Origin of the sequence: Streptomyces deccanensis (genome assembly GCF_022385335.1) — a bacterium.
GTDB classification, from domain to species: Bacteria; Actinomycetota; Actinomycetes; order Streptomycetales; family Streptomycetaceae; genus Streptomyces; species Streptomyces deccanensis.
The window spans coordinates 1,231,979-1,250,627 of sequence record NZ_CP092431.1 but is presented as its reverse complement, the minus strand read 5'-3'; the positions used below and the strand labels follow the sequence as shown (position 1 = coordinate 1,250,627).

Sequence of the window (18,649 nt, the reverse complement as noted above, 5' to 3'; positions counted from 1 at the left end):
GCGGCTCCGGCCGGTCGTCAGGCCGAGTCGGCGGATCCGGTGGGTGACCGACCCGGTGGGTGACCGAGTGATGCGGGGCACATACGCTCGGTACTGGATCCGGTGCGTGCTAGCTTCCGGCCGTGACTTCCCCAGCTCAGGACACATGGGAACCCGATGGAGGAGCGGCAGGGCACAGCCCTGGTCACGGATCTCCCCACACCGGTGATCCGCTCGGTCCGCTCAGTCCACTCGGTCTGCTCGACCTGTTCGGCGACCCTTTCGTCCGCGACCCCTACCCCTGGCTGGATCTCCTGCGGTCCGAGGCTCCCGTGCACCACGACCCGGTCACGGGGCTCTGGCTCGTCAGTCGCCACCGTGACGTGCGCCAAGTACTGCTGGACCCGGACGTTTTCCTTCCCGACAACGCCCAACACAGCGTCACCCCACTGCCCGTTGCCGTGTTGCGGATCCTCGCCCGTGGCGGTTTCTCCCTTCCGCCCGCGCTCGCCAACAACGGCAGTCCCACCCATGCCGGACTGCGTCGAGTGGTCACCCGGTTCTTCCACGCGAACCGTGTCGCGGACGCCGTACCGGTGATCGAGCGCATCGCCGACGAACTGCTCGACGAAGTACGGTCACGGATCGACTCGACCGGCGACAGCGACCTGTTCACCTCATTCGCCCAACTCCTCCCCTGCAGGGTGCTGATGGAGCTCCTCGGCATACGGGGAGTCGAACCGGACACCCTGATCCGCTGGAGCGACGCATCGCTGGAGCTGTTCTGGGGCAGGCCCACACCGGAGCGGCAACTGGAGCTGGCGAAACTCGTCGTGGACTTCCACCAGTGGCTCACCGCGACCGTGCGTGGCGGCATGGCCGCTTCGGACTCGTTCATCGGGGCGCTCGCCCGCCACCGGCTGCCCGACGGTGAGCCGTTGGACGTCGAGACCGCGGTCGGTGTGTGCTTCTTCGTCTTCATCGCCGGCCAGTCCACGACCGGGCAGCTGATCACCACCGTGCTGCGCCGGGCGTTGGCCGAGCCAGGCATGTGGTCGCGCGTGGCCGGCGAGGCGGGCCTGGCGGAGGCCTGGGTGGAAGAGGTTCTGCGGCGCGAGCCGCCCGTGACCACCTGGCGCCGGGTGACGGCGCGGGCCACCGAACTGAGCGGGGTACGACTGCCGGCGGGCGCACAGGTGCTGGTGATGCTCCTCGGCAGCGGATCCGATCCAGAGGTCTTCCCGTCCCCGGAACGCATGTGCCCGCACCGGGACAACATCCGCCACCACCTGGCCTTCGGCGCCGGCCGGCACCGCTGCCCCGGCGCCTCGCTGGCACGCACGGAAGCAGCAGTGGCCCTGCGGGCCGCAGCCCGCCGACTTCCGGGTATCCGACCGGCAGCCGGGGCCGGGGGACCGCCGATGCTCGGCCTGTTGTCGTTCCGAGCCCCCCTGAAGATGGTGGTGGAGTAGCCGCTGTGCGCCGAAGCCGTGAACCGTGCGGGGCAGCCGGCGAGTGAGGGAATGCGGTCAGGCCCAGGGGGTGACCGCCCTGAAGGAACTGTCGGCGCGGAAGGTGGCGTTGTCCTGGAAGGGGTCGAGGCGCAGCTCGTAGTTGTAGTGGCGGAGGTAGCGGCCGGGGTAGTTGGAGGACTCCAGGCTGACCGAGCCCGCGGCCGAGCCCGGCCGGGCGCAGTAGGTGGCGTCCTTGTGGAAGGCGGCCGTGCCGTTGTTCGCGTCGAAGCGGATCCGGAAGTCCTTGTGGCGCAGGTAGCGGCCGGAGGAGTCGCGGAACGAGTAGCAGGTGGGGTCGGCCAGGCCGGGGACGATGGTGAAGGTGGCGCTCTGCTTGACCGCCGTGGTGCTGGAGGAGGTCACCGGGTCGAGGTAGCCGAGGCCGTCCGACCGTACGTCGGCGTAGCGGCCGGTGAAGTTGACCGACTGGAGCGAGCGGTTGGTGTGCGTCGGCAGAGTGGCGCCGACGGAGACCGGGGCGATGCTGCTCAGCGTGGGGACGACCTTCTTGATCAGGCCATCGGCGTCGAACTCCAGCTTGTCGATGGTGGTTTCGCGGTGGGTGCCGTCGCCGCCGGGGATGGCGAAGCGGTGGTAGGCGATGTACCAGTCGTCGGTGTTCGGCACCTGCACCACGGAGTGGTGGCCGGGTCCCTTGATGCCCAGGTCGAGGCGTTTCTCCAGCATCACACCGCGCTTGGTCCAGGGACCGGTGGGCGAGGAGCCGGTGGCGTAGGCGACGCGGTAGTTCTCGTCACGTGTGTCGTTCTCCGACCACATGAAGTAGTAGATGCCGTCGCGCTTGACGACGAAGGCGCCCTCGCGGAAGCCGCTGGGGGTGATGTCGGTGACCTTGGAGGCGTCGAAGGAGACCATGTCGTCGTTCAGAGGGACCACGTACGCCCGGCCGTTGCCCCAGTAGAGGTACCGCTTACCGTCGTCGTCGGTGAAGACCGCCGGGTCGATCATCTGGCCGGTGTAGGCGCCGCCGGCGATCAGCGGTTTGCCCAGGGGGTCCGTGAACGGGCCGGTGGGCGAGTCGGAGACCGCGACACCGATGTTCGCGTCGGCGGAGAAGTAGAAGTAGTACTTCCCGTCCTTCTCGCCCATCGTCGGGGCCCAGGCCCGGGCATCGGCCCAGCTGACGTCGGGTCCGAGGTCCAGGATGACGCCGTGGTCCGTCCAGTGGACCAGGTCCTTGGAGGAGTACGCCTTGAACCGCGTGCCGCTCCAGCCCGCGAAGCCGTCGGTGGTCGGGTACATGTAGAAGGTGTCGCCGAACCGCACGATGTTCGGGTCGGCGGTGAGCCCGGGAAGTACCGGGCTCTTCATTTCCAGCGCCTCGACCGTCCAGGTGCGCTTCTCGCCGTCCGGGCCGGTCACCTCGTACGTCACGGGCGCGCTGAAGTCGCGTGGAGTGCCGGAGGACGGGCTGATGGACGCGTCCTGGGCGATGGTGAACTGCGGGGCGAGGGTGGTGAGGTCGGTGCCCTCGGTCAGTGGGAGGGTGATCTTGCTGTTGGCGTCGTCGACGATCGCGTCGATCTTCAGCTCGGGGTGGGTGGCCGCGCCGATGCCCGTGGTGTTCCCGCTGAGATCGAGAACCTCACCGGGTGCCAGCGCACGGTCGTAGACCCGGAAGTCGCGGATCTTGCCTTTGAAGAGCTTGTCACTGGTGTAGAGCGACTTGCCGATGTAGTTGGCCGTGGTGATGCCGGACCCGATGGAACCGGGGGTGAGGGTGACCGAGGTGTTGCGGGCCTTCTCGACGCCGTCCTCGTACAGGACACCCGTGGTGCCGGTCTGGGTGTAGGTGACGTGCTTCCAGACCGAGCGCTGCAGCGCGGCGGAGGTCCGGGTGTTCTGCTCGGTGGAATAGCCCCCGGAAGCGATGGCGGTCCGGAACGAGTCGCCGGTGGTGAACAGGTACCCGTTGCCGGTGCCGCCGCTCGCGGTGTTGCCGAAGCCGTAGAGGAAGTACGGCGTGGCCTGGGTCGCGTCGATCTGCACGTCCATCGAGACGGTGATCGAGTTCATGCCGCTCATGATGTTGTCCGGCACCTTGATGTAGGTGCTGGACCCGTTGAACGTGAGCCCCTCCCCGTTGCCCGACCAGTTCGCGGTGCCGTTGACGGTCCCGTTGCGGCCGTTGCCGGAGGCGTCCGCCGCCACGGTGCCCGAGGTGGCGTCGAGTTTGTACCAGAGAGCCAGGCCGTCGGTGATCTCCGCCGCCTGGGCGGGGGCCGCCGGGCCGACGACGCCGACCATGAGCGTGGCGGCGGCCGCGGCGGCCAGAGCGCCCTGCCTCATTCGTTGGCGGCACTGAAGTCCCACGCTGTGAAGTCTCACGCTGTGCATGGTTCACATCCCTGAAAAAGACATGCATGAGAAGGAGCGGGACGCGACGCCTCGGTCGAGGTGCCGCGTCCCGCCCCGAATGACATGTGGTGTCGCGTTGCGCTCGTGGGTGGGATGCCGGTGCCTTCCTCGCTCGAGGGCGGGCGGCAGGTGGGGCGTCGCCCGAGGGCGCCGGCATCCCTGTCGGGTCAGCTCGTCAGACGGAAGGTTGCGTCACCGCGTCCCGTCGCGGTGGTGATCGGTTCGAGCTTCAACTGGTAGGCGTAGTGGCGGATATAGCGGTCGGGGTGGTTGTACGACTGGAACGAGGACCAGGACGAGTCGGCGAGTCCGGCGACCTGACGGAAGGTGGCGTCCGCGGCGAACTGGGCGGTGCCGTCGTTGTAGGCCAGCTGGAAGTCGTAGTTGGAGTGCCGCAGGTAGTAGCCGGGGAAGTTGACCGACTCGAAGGAGACGGTGCCGGAGCCGGCCAGGCCCGGTCGGGGCCGGAACTTGGCGTCGTCGTTGGTGACGTTCTGGTCGATGCGCACGTCGAAGTTGGCGTGCCGCACGTAGCGGTCCTGGAAGTTGAAGGACTGCAGCCGCTGGGCCGGGGTGTTCGCCCAGCGCGCCTGGATCCGGGCGTCCTCTGCGGCCGTCAGGCTCAGGATCGAGCCGTGGCGCTTCTTGTTGCCGCCCAGGGAGTAGGTGCCCGACGTCGGGAGCTGGTAGGTGCCGGTGGCGGACGGGTTGGTCGTCGAGACCGGCATGTATCCCCTTCCGGCCGCGTACTGGTCGAGGTAGAGCGTCCACTCGTTGCGGTCCCGGAACTTCATCCACATCGGACCCTCGACCTGGGAGCCGGTCAGGCCGATGCCGGACAGGTTGCCGAGGTTGGTCCAGGTGCCGAGGATCGAGTTGCTGCCCTCAAGGGTGATCTGGCCGTCGCCGGAGGCGCGCACGTAGCGGTAGTTGCCGACGCCGGAGGGGACCTCGACGATCTGGGTGTCGATGATTTCCTGGGTGCCGGGGCGCTCGATGTAGATCTGCGGGGTGGTGATGGAGCGGAAGTCGGTGGTGCGGGCGTAGTAGATGCGGTGCTTCGTCGCGCCGTTGAGGGGCTTGTTCGTCGCCCAGTACAGGACATAGTTGTTGCCGGCCGGATCCCAGATCGCTTCCGGCGCCCAGGCGTTGCGTCCGTCGGGGATCGCGCCGGCGACGTTGAGCAGCCACGGCGCCGACCAGGTGACCAGGTCGCTCGACTCCCACACCACAAGACTGCGACTGCCGTCGTTGATGGACGAACTCCACGTCTGCCCGCAGTCGATGCACAGGTCGGTCGCGATGATCCAGTACTTGCTGCCGTCGGGCGAGCGGACCAGTGCGGGGTCGCGCACGCCGCGGGTGCCCACGGTGGAGCGCAGGGTCATCCCGCCGCCGTTGAGATCGGTCCAGTTCAGACCGTCCGCGCTGTACGAGAAGTACATCTGCTGACCGGTCGACCCCTCTCCGATGAAGTGCGTCATCAGGTAACCCGGGTCGGCGGCGGCGGCCCGCTGAGGTGCGGTCACGACTTGGGCGGTGAAGAGCAGGCAGGCGGCGACGAGTATCGCCGCCAGCCGGGAGAGAACCGCGGGCATGTGCGTTCCTGTCTTTTTGGGGTGCCGTGATCAGGTGCAGGTGCAGGTGCAGGTGCAGGTGCAGGTGTAATGGCAGGTGCGGGATCGAGGGTGGGGTCCGGCCTTCGTGCGGTTGGGGCAGGACCGGTTTCGCGCGAGGTGGGGGCGCCGCGTCGCGCTGGTCATCGGCCGACGTGGCGCGGTTTCCGCGTGAACGTGGCAGCGACCGGGGGCCCAGCCGTGGCGGGGCGGGTGTCGAAGGCAGCGGAGAGGGCCGCCGGAGCCGGCTCAGGAGTAGGCCGGAGACAGGTGCGTAACACGGGCAGTCCCCTTTGACGGCCGTGGTTCGAAAAATCGAACATTGTTCGCAAGTTCGATCAGAAGATAGGTCTCAGTCGGAAGCCCGTCAATGAAACCGGCAAGTTCGATTCCATGTGCTCGCACCCCGCAACCGTCCCATGACGGTGGGACTTTCTCTGCTGGACCTCTTGGATGCAGATCACCGGGCCCGTGCCGCCCGGCATCTGACCCTGAGCCCGCGTTCTGCCTGAAATCCGGTGGCGCAAGGATTCATCGCCGTGCCACGCTCCAACCACCGAAGGGGCGTAGCTCAGTTTGGCCAGAGCAGCGGACTCCAAACCCGCACGCCGCAGGTTCAAATCCTGCCGCCCCTGCGCGACAGCGAGTGGCCGGGTCCTCATGGGAACGCCGGCCACTCGCTCGTGCCGGACGAGCTGTGCTTCTGTCGCCGTCCCGGTGTTGGTGCTGTCCCGAGCTGTCCTGTCGGCGGTGGGGAGGGACGGCCGCGTCAGCGCCGCTCGAAGGCGCGGCTCAGGACGTCGGAGGTGACCGCCAGCCCGAGCCGGTGCCCGTGCTCGGAGGCGAAGCGGTAGTGCACGCCGGCCCAGACGCGCGCCTCCAGGAGTTCGGCCGTCGCCGCCCGAAGGCTGTCGTAGTGGCGGGTCGTGCCGGAGGCGGGGCTGTACGCGGCGAACGTGAGGTCGTCACGGCCGAAGAACGACCCCAGGGCCGTCATGACCGCCGTGGTGAAGCAGGCGTGGCCCGACGGGTACTCCGGCGACGGGGCGGTGACCCGCAGCGGCGTCCAGTCCGGGTCGGGATCGGTGGCCGCGTTGCCGTCGGTGCCGGCGAGCGGAATGGCCGTCACCGGGCGCCAGAAGTTCCAGTGCGCCTTGGCCTTGTAGCAGGCGATCAGGGTGTCGGCGGAGGCCACGTACACCATGGCGAGCAGCCGCGCCGTCCGGAGGCTGCCCAGGTGGTGCGCGCCGGCGAGTTGCCGGGTGATCGACCATTCGACCATCCGGGGGTCGTCCCACCAGATCGCCGCCTCGGTCTGGTCCTCGGTGCGGACGGTGCTGGTGGCCGCGCCGAGGCTCTTGACCTCGTTCAGGTCGCGGGCCCAGGCGGTACCGGTCAGGGCCGGCGGGGGCTTGACCCGGTAGGCGCCGGCGTCGGGGACGACGAACGGTTTCAGGTTCGGCACCCAGGCGCCGACGTTGACGTAGCCGGGCGGGGTGAGCCGGTATTGGCCCGGCTCGGTGCCGACGGTCCACGGCGCGGTGGGGTCGAAGCCGTCGGCACGGCGGCTCTCGGTCATCGCCGCGGCGGCGGCCCTGCCGACGGCCACCCCGCCGTCCTCGGCGCGGCCGTCGGGGATCGCGGCCAGCGCCTCCTCGTACCGGGCGTTCAGCGACTCGGCCTGCGCGGGGAAGAGCCACAGCAGCGTGTCGTGGGCGGCCGCGGCGACCGCCGCGGCGGTGGAGGACCCGGGGCGGCTGCGGGGCGCGCTGACCAGGGGCTCGTACGGACGGCCGGCGACGGCGTTGACCGCGTCGTACACGGCGCCCTGCACGATGGCGAAGCTGCGGGTGCTGGTGGTGGGCGACTGCTTGGCGGTGTCGTAGATGGCGCTCTGAGCGTGGATGTTCCAGGCGATGACGGGATTGCCCGGGGCAGCCTCCACGCCGCTGTGCGCCTGGGCGGTGGTGGCCGTCAGTGGGACGGTCAGGGCGAGTACGGTGAGGGCCGCGATACGGCGTAACCCTCTGAATGATCCGGTGAATGATCCGGCGAGCGGACGTTGTGTCACGAGACCCCCAGGGGCTTGTCGGTGACAGATTGTCCGAGCCTATCGGCGGGGGTGTTAGTTCTTGTCGTTACATCGACAATCCGACGGGATTCACACGCGGATGTCCTTGTCGCTCACCGTCAGGAAGCGCGACACCTCACCATGCGCGCCTACCGGTCGCACCCTCCAGGACACGCTTCTACGAGCGGTTGGCCTCAGCGGTTGGCCTCAGGCGAGTCGCCGGGGGTGAGGTCGGGACGGAGCCGGTGCCAGGAGGGGTGGCGCAGGTATCCGGCGCGGGTGCGGGTGGTGTAGGTGATCTCGGCGACGAGACGGGGCAGGACCCAGCGGGCTCCGGCCACCTTGGGGGCGGGGGTGAAGGGGCAGGTGGTCCAGGCGGCCACCGCGAGCAGGTCGGCGAGCCGGCGGCGTTCGCGGTCGCTCCAGCCGGTGCCGACCGAACCGATGTAGCGCAGCGGGCCGTCGCGGAGCTCGCCGAGGAGGACGGCGCCGGGCAGTCCGGCCAGCCGGCCGGTGCCGGGTACCCAGCCGCCGATGACGGCATCGGTGGTCCGCACGTTTTTGATCTTGATCCAGTCGGGGGAACGTACGCCCGGCCGGTAGGGCGACGTGAGCCGTTTCGCGATCACGCCCTCCAGCCCGGCTTCCCGGGTCGCCCGGAGTGCGCCTGCGGCGTGGTCGACGACGGCCGCGGGCACCGACCAGGCCGGTCCGTGCAGGCCGAGGCCGGTCAGGGCCCGGCGGCGTTCGGTCCAGGGCCGGCTGGTGAGGTCCCGGCCGTCGAGGTAGAGCACGTCGAACACCACCAGGTGCACGGGGACCCGCAGCGCCAGGCGGGCGGCGCGGTCGGGCTTGCGCGCCAGGCCCATGCGGGACTGAAGGAGTTCGAAGTCGGGGCGGCCGTCCGCGTCCGTGGCGATGATCTCCCCGTCCAGCACCGCCGACCGGCCGCCGAGCGCGGCGGGCAGGCCGTGCAGCTCGGGATAGGCGGCGGTGACCGCGTGCCCGCCCCGGGAGCGGATCGTCACCGTGCCGTCGCCGGGCAGGAAGGCCAGGGCGCGCTGGCCGTCCTGCTTGGTCTCCACCGCCCACTGTTCGTCGCCGCCGGGCAGCGGCAGATTCCCGGTGGAGGCGAGCATGGGTGCGAGGACGGGAAGCGGGTCCATGGGCCAGGTGTGGCCGCAGTCGTGCGCGGCGTCACCTGGGCAGCCGGACATTCCCCCGGACAGCCCCGCCATCAGCGCTGCGGATCAGCTGCGGCCGACCCTGCGGAGTGCTCTGCTGTCCATCGCCTGGACCTGCGGAGTGACTCTGCTGCTCGGCTCGTTCCCACCAGCCTCTGCCAGTGCCCCGGCATGCTTCTCCTCTCGGACGGACCCGGACCCGGACGGCCGGCACGTGGGAGGCGCGAGAGGTGACGACGTGCCTATGCACCGACGGTCAGCTGACGAGTAAGCGGCCGCGTTCTGGGACCGATTCGGCGGAGCATGGTCGATGAAGCGCTGGGGACGGCTCAGCCGCGAGTTCGTCCCGTGCCACGCCTGGGAAGCGCGGGTGTTTGCTGGGGCGGGTGTTCGAGAAGTCCGGGCGGGGGCTGTTCCTGGTGCGGCGCATCGTTTCCGCGTGGGCGGTGTGGAGCCGGGGGCGGCATGGGCAGACGGTTGGGTGCTTGTCGCTCCGCTCGGGGCGGGCTGACGCCTACGGACGTGGTGGGTCCTCGTGGGTTCACGGGTGTGCGTTGGTGGTGGTCGCTTGCGCGGTTCCCCGCGCCCGCAGGTGAGGGAGTGTGACCGTTGCCTTCAAGCCCTTGCCGGGAGTCGTGTGTACCTCCACCTCGCCACCGTGGGCTCGTACGACCCCCTGCACGATCGCCATCCCCAAACCGCTGCCCCCGCCCCCTCCCGCGCGGAAGAAGCGGTCGAAGACGCGGGAGGCGTCCTCCTCGGTGAGGCCCGGGCCCTCGTCCGCGACGCACAGGCGTACGGCACCGTCGGTGCGTTCCACGGTCAGCCGGACCGGGACGTCGGCGGGGGTGTGGGTGCGGACGTTGCCGATGAGGTTGCCCAGCACCTGGCGCAGCCCCGACTCGTCGGCGTGGACGAGGAGGCTGCCGTCCGCGTCGACGGTCACCGGGCGGTCGGGCTGCTGAGCGCGCAGGTCCTCGGCGGCGTCACGGACCAGACGCGCCAGGTCGACGTTGCGGAAGCGGAGTTCGGGGCTCTGGTCGAGGCGGGCGAGGGTGAGCAGCTCGTCGACGAGGCGGCCCATGCGGTCGGCCTCCCCGGTCATCCGGTCCCAGGCCCGCTCCCGCTCGGCCGGTTCGCGCAGCATCCCCTTGTCGAACAGCTGGTGGTAACCCCGGATCGCGGACAGCGGTGTGCGCAGCTCGTGCGAGGCGTCGGCGACGAAACGGCGCAGCTGGGCGGCGCTGCGCTCGCGCGTCCGGTACGCCGACTCGACCTGCTGGAGCATGGAGTTGAGGGCGAGCCGGAGCTGTTCGACCTCCTGCGCCGGGTGGGGGCTGGAAGGGACACGCCGCGTCAGGTCGCCCTCGGCGATCGCCGACGAGGTCTCCACCATGTCCTGCAGCGGCCGCAACCGGCGGCTCACACCGAACATCGTCAGGCAGCCGAGCAGAGCCAGCAGCAGTGCGCCGAAGACGAGGCCGACTTTGAGGGCCTTGGTGAGGACGTCGTGCAGCGTCCCGGTCGAAGTGGCGAGCAGCACGGTCGTACCGTCGTCGAGTCGGGCCGCCGTGACCCGGTAGGGGGAGCCCGCCACCCTGACGTCGTGCGGTTCGTCGTCCTTGACCAGTGCGGCCGGGTCGCCGACGGCGCCGGCGAGCGCGCTCTGCTGGGCGGTCGGCGTGAAACCGCCTACGGTCAGCGGCTTCCCCTTCTCGTCCAGGGCCGTGAAGAACGCGTGCCGCACGAGGGAGTCGGCGTCCTCGGCCGAGGAGGGGGGGCGAGTTGTCGTCCCGGACGGCGACCAGAGCGCCCAGCGAGTCGACCTGCTCCATGCCGATCCGTGCCTCGCCCATCGAGCCGCGCATCGACATCAACTCCGTGTCGACACTGTCGAGCAGGTACATCCGCATGCCCATCACGCTCACGGTGGTCGCGAGTCCGATGCCCAGGGTGAGCATGACCACGTACATCAGGGTGAGCTTGCCGCACAGGGAGTGGCTGCCACGACGGCAGCGGAAACGAGCGCGGAAGCGAGCGCGGGAACGGGTGACGAAGCGGGCGCGGCCTTCGCTCATGCCAGTCCGTATCCCACGCCCCGCCGGGTCGTGATCACCGGCGACCCGAGCGTGTCGAGCTTGCGGCGCAGATAACTGATGTAGGTCTCGACCACGGTCGACTCGGCCGGCGCGTGCTCGTAGCGCCAGACGTGGTGCAGAAGTTGCTCCTTCGACACGATGCGGCCGCGGTTGCGCACCAGGAATCTCAGCAGCGCGTACTCGGTGGGCGTCAGCTCCACGGTGCGGCCGGCGCGGTGCACCGAGTACGTCGTCTCGTCCAGCTCCAGGTCGCCGTAGGTCAGCGGCGGGCGCTGCGGCAGCACATCGGCCGGACGCGTACGGCGCAGGACGGCCGTGATCCGGGCGACCACCTCGTCGATGTTGAACGGCTTGGTGATGTAGTCGTCGCCGAAGCCGAGGGCGCCCACGATCTCCGCGGGCGAGTCGCGCGCGGTGAGGAAGACGAGCGCCAGGTCGGACCGGTCGGCGCGCAGTCGCTTTCCCAGGGCGCGGCCGTCGCCGTCGGGGAGCATCACGTCGAGCAGCGCCACGTCGGGCCGGGTGCGCTCGGCGAGTGCCAGCGCCTCGCGGACGGTGCCCGCCGTCATCACCTCGAAACGGTGGTAGCGCAGGGCGATGGCGAGGACGTCCGCGATGCTCTCCTCGTCCTCCACGACCAGCACGGTGCCAGGAGCCTTCGTCATGGCTCCAGTATCCGCGCGGCCGCTGACAGCAGGCCCTTTTCCTGCCTTGGAGTTTCTTGAGAGTCGTCGGCATGACGTTCCCACGCGTGCGTGCCGCCGCCAATTCTGTTGCCCAGGACCTGAGGGACCAACCGACCGACTCTTGACCAACGACTCTGGAGGAATACGAACGTGGTGGCATTGGCACGATGGTGCTATCAGCACCGGCTGGTGGTCCTGTTGCTGTGGGTGGGCGCGCTGCTCGGACTGGGCGCGGCGGGTGCGGCCGCCGGGACGACCTACACCAACGTCTTCTCCCTTCCGAACACGGACTCCCAGCACGCGAACGACCTGATGGTGAAGGCCTTCCCGCAGAGCTCCGGAGACACCGACACGGTGGTGTGGAAGGTGGAGGCGGGATCGGTACGGGACGAGTCCGTACGGTCCCGGATCCAGCCCGCGCTCGATGAGATCGGCAGGATGGAGGGCGTCGGGGTGGTCGCGAGCCCGTACGCGAAGGGGGGCGCCCCGCAGATCAGCCGGGACGGGCGGACCGCGTACGCCCAGGTGACGTTCGCCCATCAGGCCGACGCCGTCCCCAAGGAGCTGGTCGAGAACGTCATCGACACGGCCCAGAACGCCGAACGGGCCGGTCTGCGGGTGGAGTTGGGCGGCCAGGCCATCGCCACCGTCCAGCGACCCCCCGCGGGACTGTCCGAACTGGTCGGCATCGTGGCGGCGGGGGTGGTCCTCTTCCTCGCCTTCGGTTCGCTCTTCGCGATGCTGCTGCCGATCGTGGTGGCCGTCGCCGCGGTCGGCACCGCCACCATGGCGACGACGCTGCTCAGCCACGTCACGAACGTGCCCGAGATCGCCCCGCTGGTCGGCTCGTTGATCGGCCTGGGCGTCGGTATCGACTACGCCCTGTTCATCGTCACCCGGCACCGGCGCGGCATCCTGCGCGGGGTGAAGCCCGAGGATGCGGCGATCACGGCCCTGAACACCTCCGGTCGCGCGGTGCTGTTCGCGGGTGCCACGGTGTGCATCGCGCTCGGCGGCATGCTGGTGATGAACATGCGGTTCCTGGACGGGGTGGTCATCGCGGCCTCCTTGACCGTGGTGCTCAGCATCCTGGCCGCTGTCACCCTGCTGCCCGCCCTGCTGGGGATGCTCGGCATGCGGGTTCTCAGCCGCCGGGATCGGCACCGGCTCGCCACGTCCGGCCCCGAGCCGGAGGAGGCGAGCAATCTCGCGGCACGCTGGTCGTCGTACGTGCAGCGGCGCCCGCGCGCGGTCGCGGTGATCGCTTTCGTCGTCATGGCGGCCGTCGCCGTCCCCGTCCTGTCGCTCCGGCTCGGCACCTCGGACCAGGGCAACCAGGCGGAGTCGACGACGACGCGGCAGGCGTACGACCTGCTCTCCGAGGGGTTCGGCCCCGGCTTCAACGGGCCGTTGCAGGTGGTCGTGGACGGCTCGGCACCCGCGACGCTGGTGTCGGCCATCGGGAAGACCGAGGGCGTGGCCCAGGTCGCCGCCCTCCCGCCCGTGAACGGCGTCTCGGTGATCCGGGTGGTGCCCACGACATCACCACAGTCCGAAAGGACCGACCAGCTGATCGACCGCCTGCGCGACGAGGTGATCCCCCAGTCCGGGGCCACGGCTCACGTGGGTGGTGTCACGGCGGTCTACAAGGACTTCGCGACGGTGACCGGCGAACGGCTGCCGTACTTCATCGCGGCGATCGTCGCTCTCGGTTTCCTGTTGCTGCTGGTGGCCTTCCGCTCCCTGGTGGTTCCGCTGACGGCCGCGCTGATGAACCTCATCGCGGCGGCCGCGTCCTTCGGTGTGCTGGTGGCGATCTTCCAGTGGGGCTGGGGCCTGGATCTGCTCGGCGGCAAGGAAGGGCCGATCACGTCGTTCCTGCCGGTCATCATGCTGTCCTTGTTGTTCGGCCTGTCGATGGACTACCAGGTGTTCCTGGTGAGTCGGATCCACGAGGAGTGGGTCCACACGAAGGACAACGCACGGTCCGTGCGCGTGGGCCTCGCCGAGACGAGCCGGGTCATCAACTCCGCCGCCCTGATCATGATCTGCGTCTTCAGCGCCTTCGTCCTCAGTGGCACCCTCGATGGCGCGATGCTCGGCCTCGGCCTCGCGGCGGCGGTGGCCCTGGACGCGTTCATCCTCCGTACGGCGCTGGTCCCGGCGGCGATGCACCTGCTGGGCAAGGCGAACTGGTGGCTTCCGGCCGGGCTGGAGAAGCGGCTGCCGCATCTGGCGGTGGAACCGAAGGAGGACGAGGACGAGGTCCCGTCGCCGAGTGAGCCCGCTTCGGTGATCCGCGGCTTCATCCGCACGCAGGAGGGCGAGCCGGTGGAGGGCGCGGCGGTGACGCTCCTGACGAAGGAGGGGCGTCAGCTGGACCGGGTGACGTCGCTGGCGGACGGGTCGTACAGCGTTGCGGTGCCGGGGGCGGGGAAGTATCTGCTGGCGGCGACGGCGACGCCGTACGCGTCCCGAGCGGGCCAGGTGGTCGTGGGGGACGGACCCCTCGTGCACGACGTGGAGTTGGCGGAAGCGCCGGAGAACGAGGTGGACACGGTCAATTAGCTCAGGCCAGTGCGGCTTTGAGGACGCGCTCGACGTCCAGCACGCCCTTGCCGCCCACATCCCTGGGGAGTGTGACGAGCTCCCCGGGGATGTGGCTGCGGTGCTTGGCGTAGCGCCCCGGTCGGTTCGGTCAGCAGGTGGAGGCGCTGGTGCTTTCGGTCGACGATGACACAGGTTCGCCCTACCGGTAGTTCGGCACCTGTAGCGGTCTGCTGATCGCGGTGCTGGACGCTTTCAACCAACGGCTTGGTGCCGCGGCGGTCCTGCGCGAGTACGACTCGCTGGGAGGCCTGATCGGCGCCGCGGAGGTCGCCGCGGCCAACACACGTCAGCTGCACACGCTCATCGAACTGGGCGCCCGCGATATGGCGCATGCCCAGCACGCCGGCGGACTGTCGGCCGACCGCGATCCGGAATTCCTCGCCGATACTGCTCCGATGAGCGATGGTTCGGCCGGGCTCGCACCGCTGTCGACTGCGGTTGTCCGCTCTTACGGGCACACGCGGTGGCCCATTACCCGGCAGACGACCCCGATGCTTCGGAGTTGCGTGGGCACCATCTGATTCACCATCATTTCCTTGATTTATCAAGCACCTTGGGCCCATGCTCTGTTTCGTCTGTTGACTTCTGATGCACTGAGGAACACCTGTGCCATTCAACCCCCCACTGTTCCCGCGCGTGCAAGCGCGCAGACGACTGGCTGTCGGAGCGCTCGTCACCGCACTGTTCAGCCAGTTGCTCGTCGGGACGGCCGTGGCCGCCCCTTCCGCCAAGACCTCGTCACCTGGGCGAATAGCCTGGACGCCCTGTGAACCGTCCTCCGACCAGGGCGCTTCGGGCACTTTCGAGTGCGCCACCCTCAAGGTGCCCGTCAACTGGAAGCGACCCCACGGCGCCACCGTCGACCTGGCCCTCGCCCGCCACCTCGCCACCGACCCCGAGCGCCGGATCGGCTCGCTGCTGATCAACCCCGGTGGCCCGGGCGGCTCGGGTGTGAACTTCGCGTTCAGCGCTCCCGACTCCTTCTCGCCCGAACTGCTGGCGCGCTTCGACATCGTGGGCTTCGACCCGCGTGGAGTCGGCCGCAGCAACCCCGTGAAGTGCGACGAGGACCTCCTGAACGCCCAGTGGCAGGCGATGGACCCGGACAGTGCCGCCTCCTTCGCCGCCCTCCGCGACGCGAACCGCGCGCTCGGCGAGAGCTGCCGCGACCTCACGGGACCGCTCGTCGACCACGTGGACACCTCGAGCGTCGTTCGGGACATGGACGCGATCCGCGCCGGCCTCGGCGAGAAGCGGATCAGCTACTACGGCGTCTCCTACGGCACTTTGATCGGCCAGCAGTACGCCGAGCGCTACCCGAACCGCATCCGCGCGATGACCATCGACTCCAACATGGACCACAGCCTGGGCACGTGGGCCTACCAGAAGACCAACACCATCGCGGTGGAGGAGTCGTACGGCCAGTTCGCCGACTGGTGCGCCCGTACGCCGTCCTGCGCGCTCCACGGCCGGGACGCCCGCGCCCTCTTCGACTCGCTGTACAAGCGCGCTGAGGCCGGTGAACTGGTCCTGCCGGGCGACCCGCCCCAGAAGGCCACCCCCCTGGACCTCCAGGGCATCGTCGTGCAGTACATGTACGACCCGTCCGACTGGTTCAGGTTCGCTCAGACCCTCAAGGACATCGACGCCGCCGACCCGGCGTCGGCACGGTCCGGCAAGAAGCACGGCGAGCCGACCGAGTTCGCGTACTTGCCGGTGCTGTGCCAGGACTACGACCTCAACGTCCGGTCCTATGCCACCCTCGCCCGCCACGAACGCGAACTGGCCCGCCTGGCCCCCGTCACCCGTCGCAGCTTCATCGGCTGGATGGACGTGACCGGCTGCCAGAACTGGCCGACGAAGGTGACCAACCCGCAGGACAGGCTCCGTGTCGACGGCACCCCGAAGATCCTGGTGACCAACAGCCGCTATGACGTGGCCACGCCGTACTCCTGGGGCTCCAACGCGGCCCGCCAGATCGGCCGCGAGGCCGCCTTCCTCACCTACGACGGTGCCGGGCACGGCACCTACTGGCTGAGCCCATGCGCGCGGGACGCCATCGACACATACCTCCTCACTCTGAAGACCCCCCGCAAGGGCACCCACTGCCCCGCGGTCTGGCCGACCGGCCCCACCGCCCAGCGGCAGTCGCCGACCGGCGGTCTCATCAACCCGCTGCCCGAACTGCTGGGCACGGGGACATACCGGTGAACCGCGTGACGCGGCATCCTCGGACCTGGTCCTGAGCGACGGGGCGCGGCCCGACCGGGTTCCGGCCGGGCCGCGCCCCATGACTCAGGAGCCGTGAGAGCGGCGTACACCGTACCCATACCGCCGGATCCGGGCCGCCCCACGATGCGGTAGGGGCCCACCCGGCGCGGATCGCCGGGCTGGAGCGGCTGAACACGGTGGGACACGACGGCTCCCCCAGGCGGCTCACGGCGCACATCAGCCGCAACGGTGGGCAGGATCGCTACTGTCCGGTGCCCGTGTTCACCACGCGATTCGGCAATGCCATCGCGGTAGTCGGGTGGAACACCAACACGTGGTAGCCCGCGCCGGCCAAGGCCGGCGTCATCCCGCCGCACCCCGTAGGGGCGAAGCCGGGAGCGGCCGCCGCGGTGATCGGCTCGGTGCTCCTGCGGGCTCGGGTTTCCCGGTTGTGGGGTGGCTGCCTCGCCCGTGGCGGGTGAGGCGGGGAAAGGGCTTCTGAGCTGCGATAGAGGTGGCGAACGGGTCGCCGCCGGTCACCCCCTGTCGGGGTTCCGGGTCGAGTCGGCGAGGTGGATGCCGTGAAGCACTGGCGGGCTCTGATCGTGCTCGGGACGGCGCAGTTCCTGATGGTGCTGGACACGTCCGTCATGAACGTCTCGATCAGCCAACTGGTCGAGGACTTCGACACCGAGGTCACCGCCATCCAGGCCGTCATCACGCTGTACGCGCTGGTCATGGCCGCTTTTATGATCATCGGCGGCAGGTTCGGCGACATCCTCGGCCGCCGGCGGCTCTTCTTCCTCGGCCTGGTGGTCTACGGCACCGGCTCGGCCCTGACCGCCGTCGCGCCCACCCTGTGGGTCCTCGCCCTCGGCTGGTCGGTCATCGAGGGCCTCGGCGCCGCGATGGTGCTCCCGGCCATGGCCGCTCTCGTCGCCGAGGCCTACCGGGGCCGGGACCGGGCTGTCGCCTACGGCGTCATCGGCGGGCTGGCCGGGGCCGGGATCGCCGTCGGCCCGCTGCTGGGCGGCTGGGTGACGACTTACCTCACCTGGCGGCTGGTCTTCGCCGGCGAGGTCGTGGTCGTCCTGGCCGTGCTGTGCTTCCGCCGGGCGATCACCGAGGCGCCCCGGACCGGGCCTCGTCCCCCGATGGACGCCGTCGGCGCCGTACTGTCGGCGGCGGGCCTGGGGCTGGGTGTGCTCGGTGTGCTGCAGAGCAGCAGCTGGGGCTGGGTTCAGCCCCGCAACCCGCCCTTCACCGTCATGGGCTTCGCACCGACCCTGTTCGTCATCGGCGCCGGGGTGCTCGTCCTGGCCGCCTTCGCGCGCTGGGAGCACCGACGGGCGGCCCATGGCACCGAACCCCTGGTCCACCTGGACCTCCTGCACCGACCCCCGCTGCGGTCCGGACTGCTGGCCCTGCTCAGTCAGAACCTGATCCTGCTCGGGCTGTTCTTCACCATCCCGCTCTACCTCCAGGTCGTGCAGGGCTTCAACGCCTTCCAGACCGGACTGCGGCTGCTCCCCGTCTCCGTCACCATGCTGGTCGCTTCCCTGCTCGCCGCCCGGCTGGGCCGACGGGCCGGACCGCGCCGCGTGGTGCGGCTGGCCCTGGTGACCCTGGCCGGGGCCATCGTGTGGCTGCTGGCCACCATCGACCCCGTCATCGACGACACCCAGTTCGCGCTGGCCATGGCACTGCTCGGCGTCGGCATGGGGCTGCTCGCCTCGCAACTGGGGAACGTGGTGCAGTCCAGCGTGGGAGAAGAGGAGCGCAGCGAGGTCGGCGGACTGCAGTTCACGGCCCAGAACCTGGGGTCCGCCCTCGGCACCGCGCTCATCGGATCGCTGCTCATCGGCGCCCTGGCCCATGCCCTCACCTCACAGGTGGAGGACGATCCGGCGCTGTCGCAGGAGGCCAAGCAGCAGACGAGTGTCGCGCTCCAGGCCGGGATCAGCTTCGTCCCCACCGATCAGGTGCGTACGGCCGCCGAGCGGGCCGGGCTGCCGCCGTCCGAGGTCGACGCCCTCGCCGACTCCTACGCCTCGGCCCAGCTGGACGGCCTGAAGGCGGCCATCCTCGCCACCGGCGGCATCACCCTCGCCGCGTTCCTGGTCACCCCACGACTGCCGGGCGCCCGGACGGACGGTCCGACACCGACGGGGCCCGAACGTCCGACACCACCGGGCGGCCAGGATCCCTCCAAGTCGCCCGGCACCGGCGCACCGGCCGCGCCGCGCCGCTCGGAGCATTGAGGGCGGGGGCGGCCGGTGCGGCTTGTCGGTCGGCTCGGT

At 69.8% G+C, this 18,649-nt stretch carries 10 protein-coding genes, 1 tRNA gene and 1 pseudogene; 6 read left to right on the top strand and 6 right to left on the bottom strand.

Annotated features, from left to right (window positions below):
- Nucleotides 1-122: 122 nt before the first annotated feature.
- Complete coding sequence (locus L3078_RS05695) at nt 123-1,451, top strand: cytochrome P450 (protein WP_239751445.1); 1,329 nt, start codon at nt 123-125, stop codon at nt 1,449-1,451.
- 57 nt (nt 1,452-1,508) lie between these two features.
- On the opposite strand, the pseudogene L3078_RS05690 reads toward L3078_RS05695, so the two are convergent.
- Nucleotides 1,509-3,794: pseudogene (locus tag L3078_RS05690) on the bottom strand (family 43 glycosylhydrolase); the annotation flags it as partial.
- Nucleotides 3,795-4,039: 245 nt separating this feature from the next.
- On the bottom strand, nt 4,040-5,470 hold the full coding sequence (locus L3078_RS05685; RefSeq protein ID WP_239751441.1) for a glycoside hydrolase family 43 protein: 1,431 nt from the start codon (nt 5,468-5,470) through the stop codon (nt 4,040-4,042).
- 578 nt (nt 5,471-6,048) lie between these two features.
- On the opposite strand from L3078_RS05685, the gene L3078_RS05680 reads away from it, so the two are divergent.
- A tRNA-Trp gene (locus L3078_RS05680) sits at nt 6,049-6,123 on the top strand.
- A gap of 134 nt (nt 6,124-6,257) precedes the next feature.
- Here the strand turns inward: L3078_RS05680 and L3078_RS05675 are convergent.
- The 4 genes from L3078_RS05675 to L3078_RS05660 form a co-directional block, all read right to left on the bottom strand.
- On the bottom strand, nt 6,258-7,559 hold the full coding sequence (locus L3078_RS05675) for a vanadium-dependent haloperoxidase (RefSeq protein WP_239751438.1): 1,302 nt from the start codon (nt 7,557-7,559) through the stop codon (nt 6,258-6,260).
- A 194-nt stretch (nt 7,560-7,753) separates the two neighbouring features.
- Complete coding sequence (ligD, locus tag L3078_RS05670) at nt 7,754-8,725, bottom strand: non-homologous end-joining DNA ligase (RefSeq protein WP_239751435.1); 972 nt, start codon at nt 8,723-8,725, stop codon at nt 7,754-7,756.
- A 559-nt stretch (nt 8,726-9,284) separates the two neighbouring features.
- Entirely contained in the window at nt 9,285-10,490 is a 1,206-nt protein-coding gene (locus L3078_RS05665) for a sensor histidine kinase (protein WP_338059464.1), read from the bottom strand.
- A gap of 327 nt (nt 10,491-10,817) precedes the next feature.
- A complete protein-coding gene (locus L3078_RS05660) occupies nt 10,818-11,507 on the bottom strand; it encodes a response regulator transcription factor (RefSeq protein WP_239751432.1) in 690 nt (229 codons plus the stop codon).
- Nucleotides 11,508-11,687: 180 nt separating this feature from the next.
- Here L3078_RS05660 and L3078_RS05655 point away from each other — a divergent pair, with 180 nt between their 5' ends.
- From L3078_RS05655 to L3078_RS05640, 4 genes are all read left to right on the top strand, one after another.
- Nucleotides 11,688-14,096: an MMPL family transporter gene (locus tag L3078_RS05655; RefSeq protein WP_239760225.1), complete on the top strand. Its 2,409-nt coding sequence runs from the start codon at nt 11,688-11,690 to the stop codon at nt 14,094-14,096.
- A 221-nt stretch (nt 14,097-14,317) separates the two neighbouring features.
- Nucleotides 14,318-14,659: a hypothetical protein gene (locus L3078_RS05650; RefSeq protein ID WP_239751430.1), complete on the top strand. Its 342-nt coding sequence runs from the start codon at nt 14,318-14,320 to the stop codon at nt 14,657-14,659.
- A 115-nt stretch (nt 14,660-14,774) separates the two neighbouring features.
- On the top strand, nt 14,775-16,349 hold the full coding sequence (locus L3078_RS05645; protein ID WP_239751427.1) for an alpha/beta hydrolase: 1,575 nt from the start codon (nt 14,775-14,777) through the stop codon (nt 16,347-16,349).
- Between the two features lie 581 nt (nt 16,350-16,930).
- Entirely contained in the window at nt 16,931-18,610 is a 1,680-nt protein-coding gene (locus L3078_RS05640; RefSeq protein ID WP_239751423.1) for an MFS transporter, read from the top strand.
- Nucleotides 18,611-18,649: the final 39 nt, after the last annotated feature.

What these genes read in the sequence shown, in the direction of transcription:
- L3078_RS05685 (WP_239751441.1), bottom strand. Translation starts at nt 5,470, where the DNA reads ATGCCCGCGGTTCTCTCCCGGCTGGCGGCGATACTCGTCGCCGCCTGC.
- ligD (WP_239751435.1), bottom strand. Translation starts at nt 8,725, where the DNA reads ATGGACCCGCTTCCCGTCCTCGCACCCATGCTCGCCTCCACCGGGAAT.
- L3078_RS05660 (WP_239751432.1), bottom strand. Translation starts at nt 11,507, where the DNA reads ATGACGAAGGCTCCTGGCACCGTGCTGGTCGTGGAGGACGAGGAGAGC.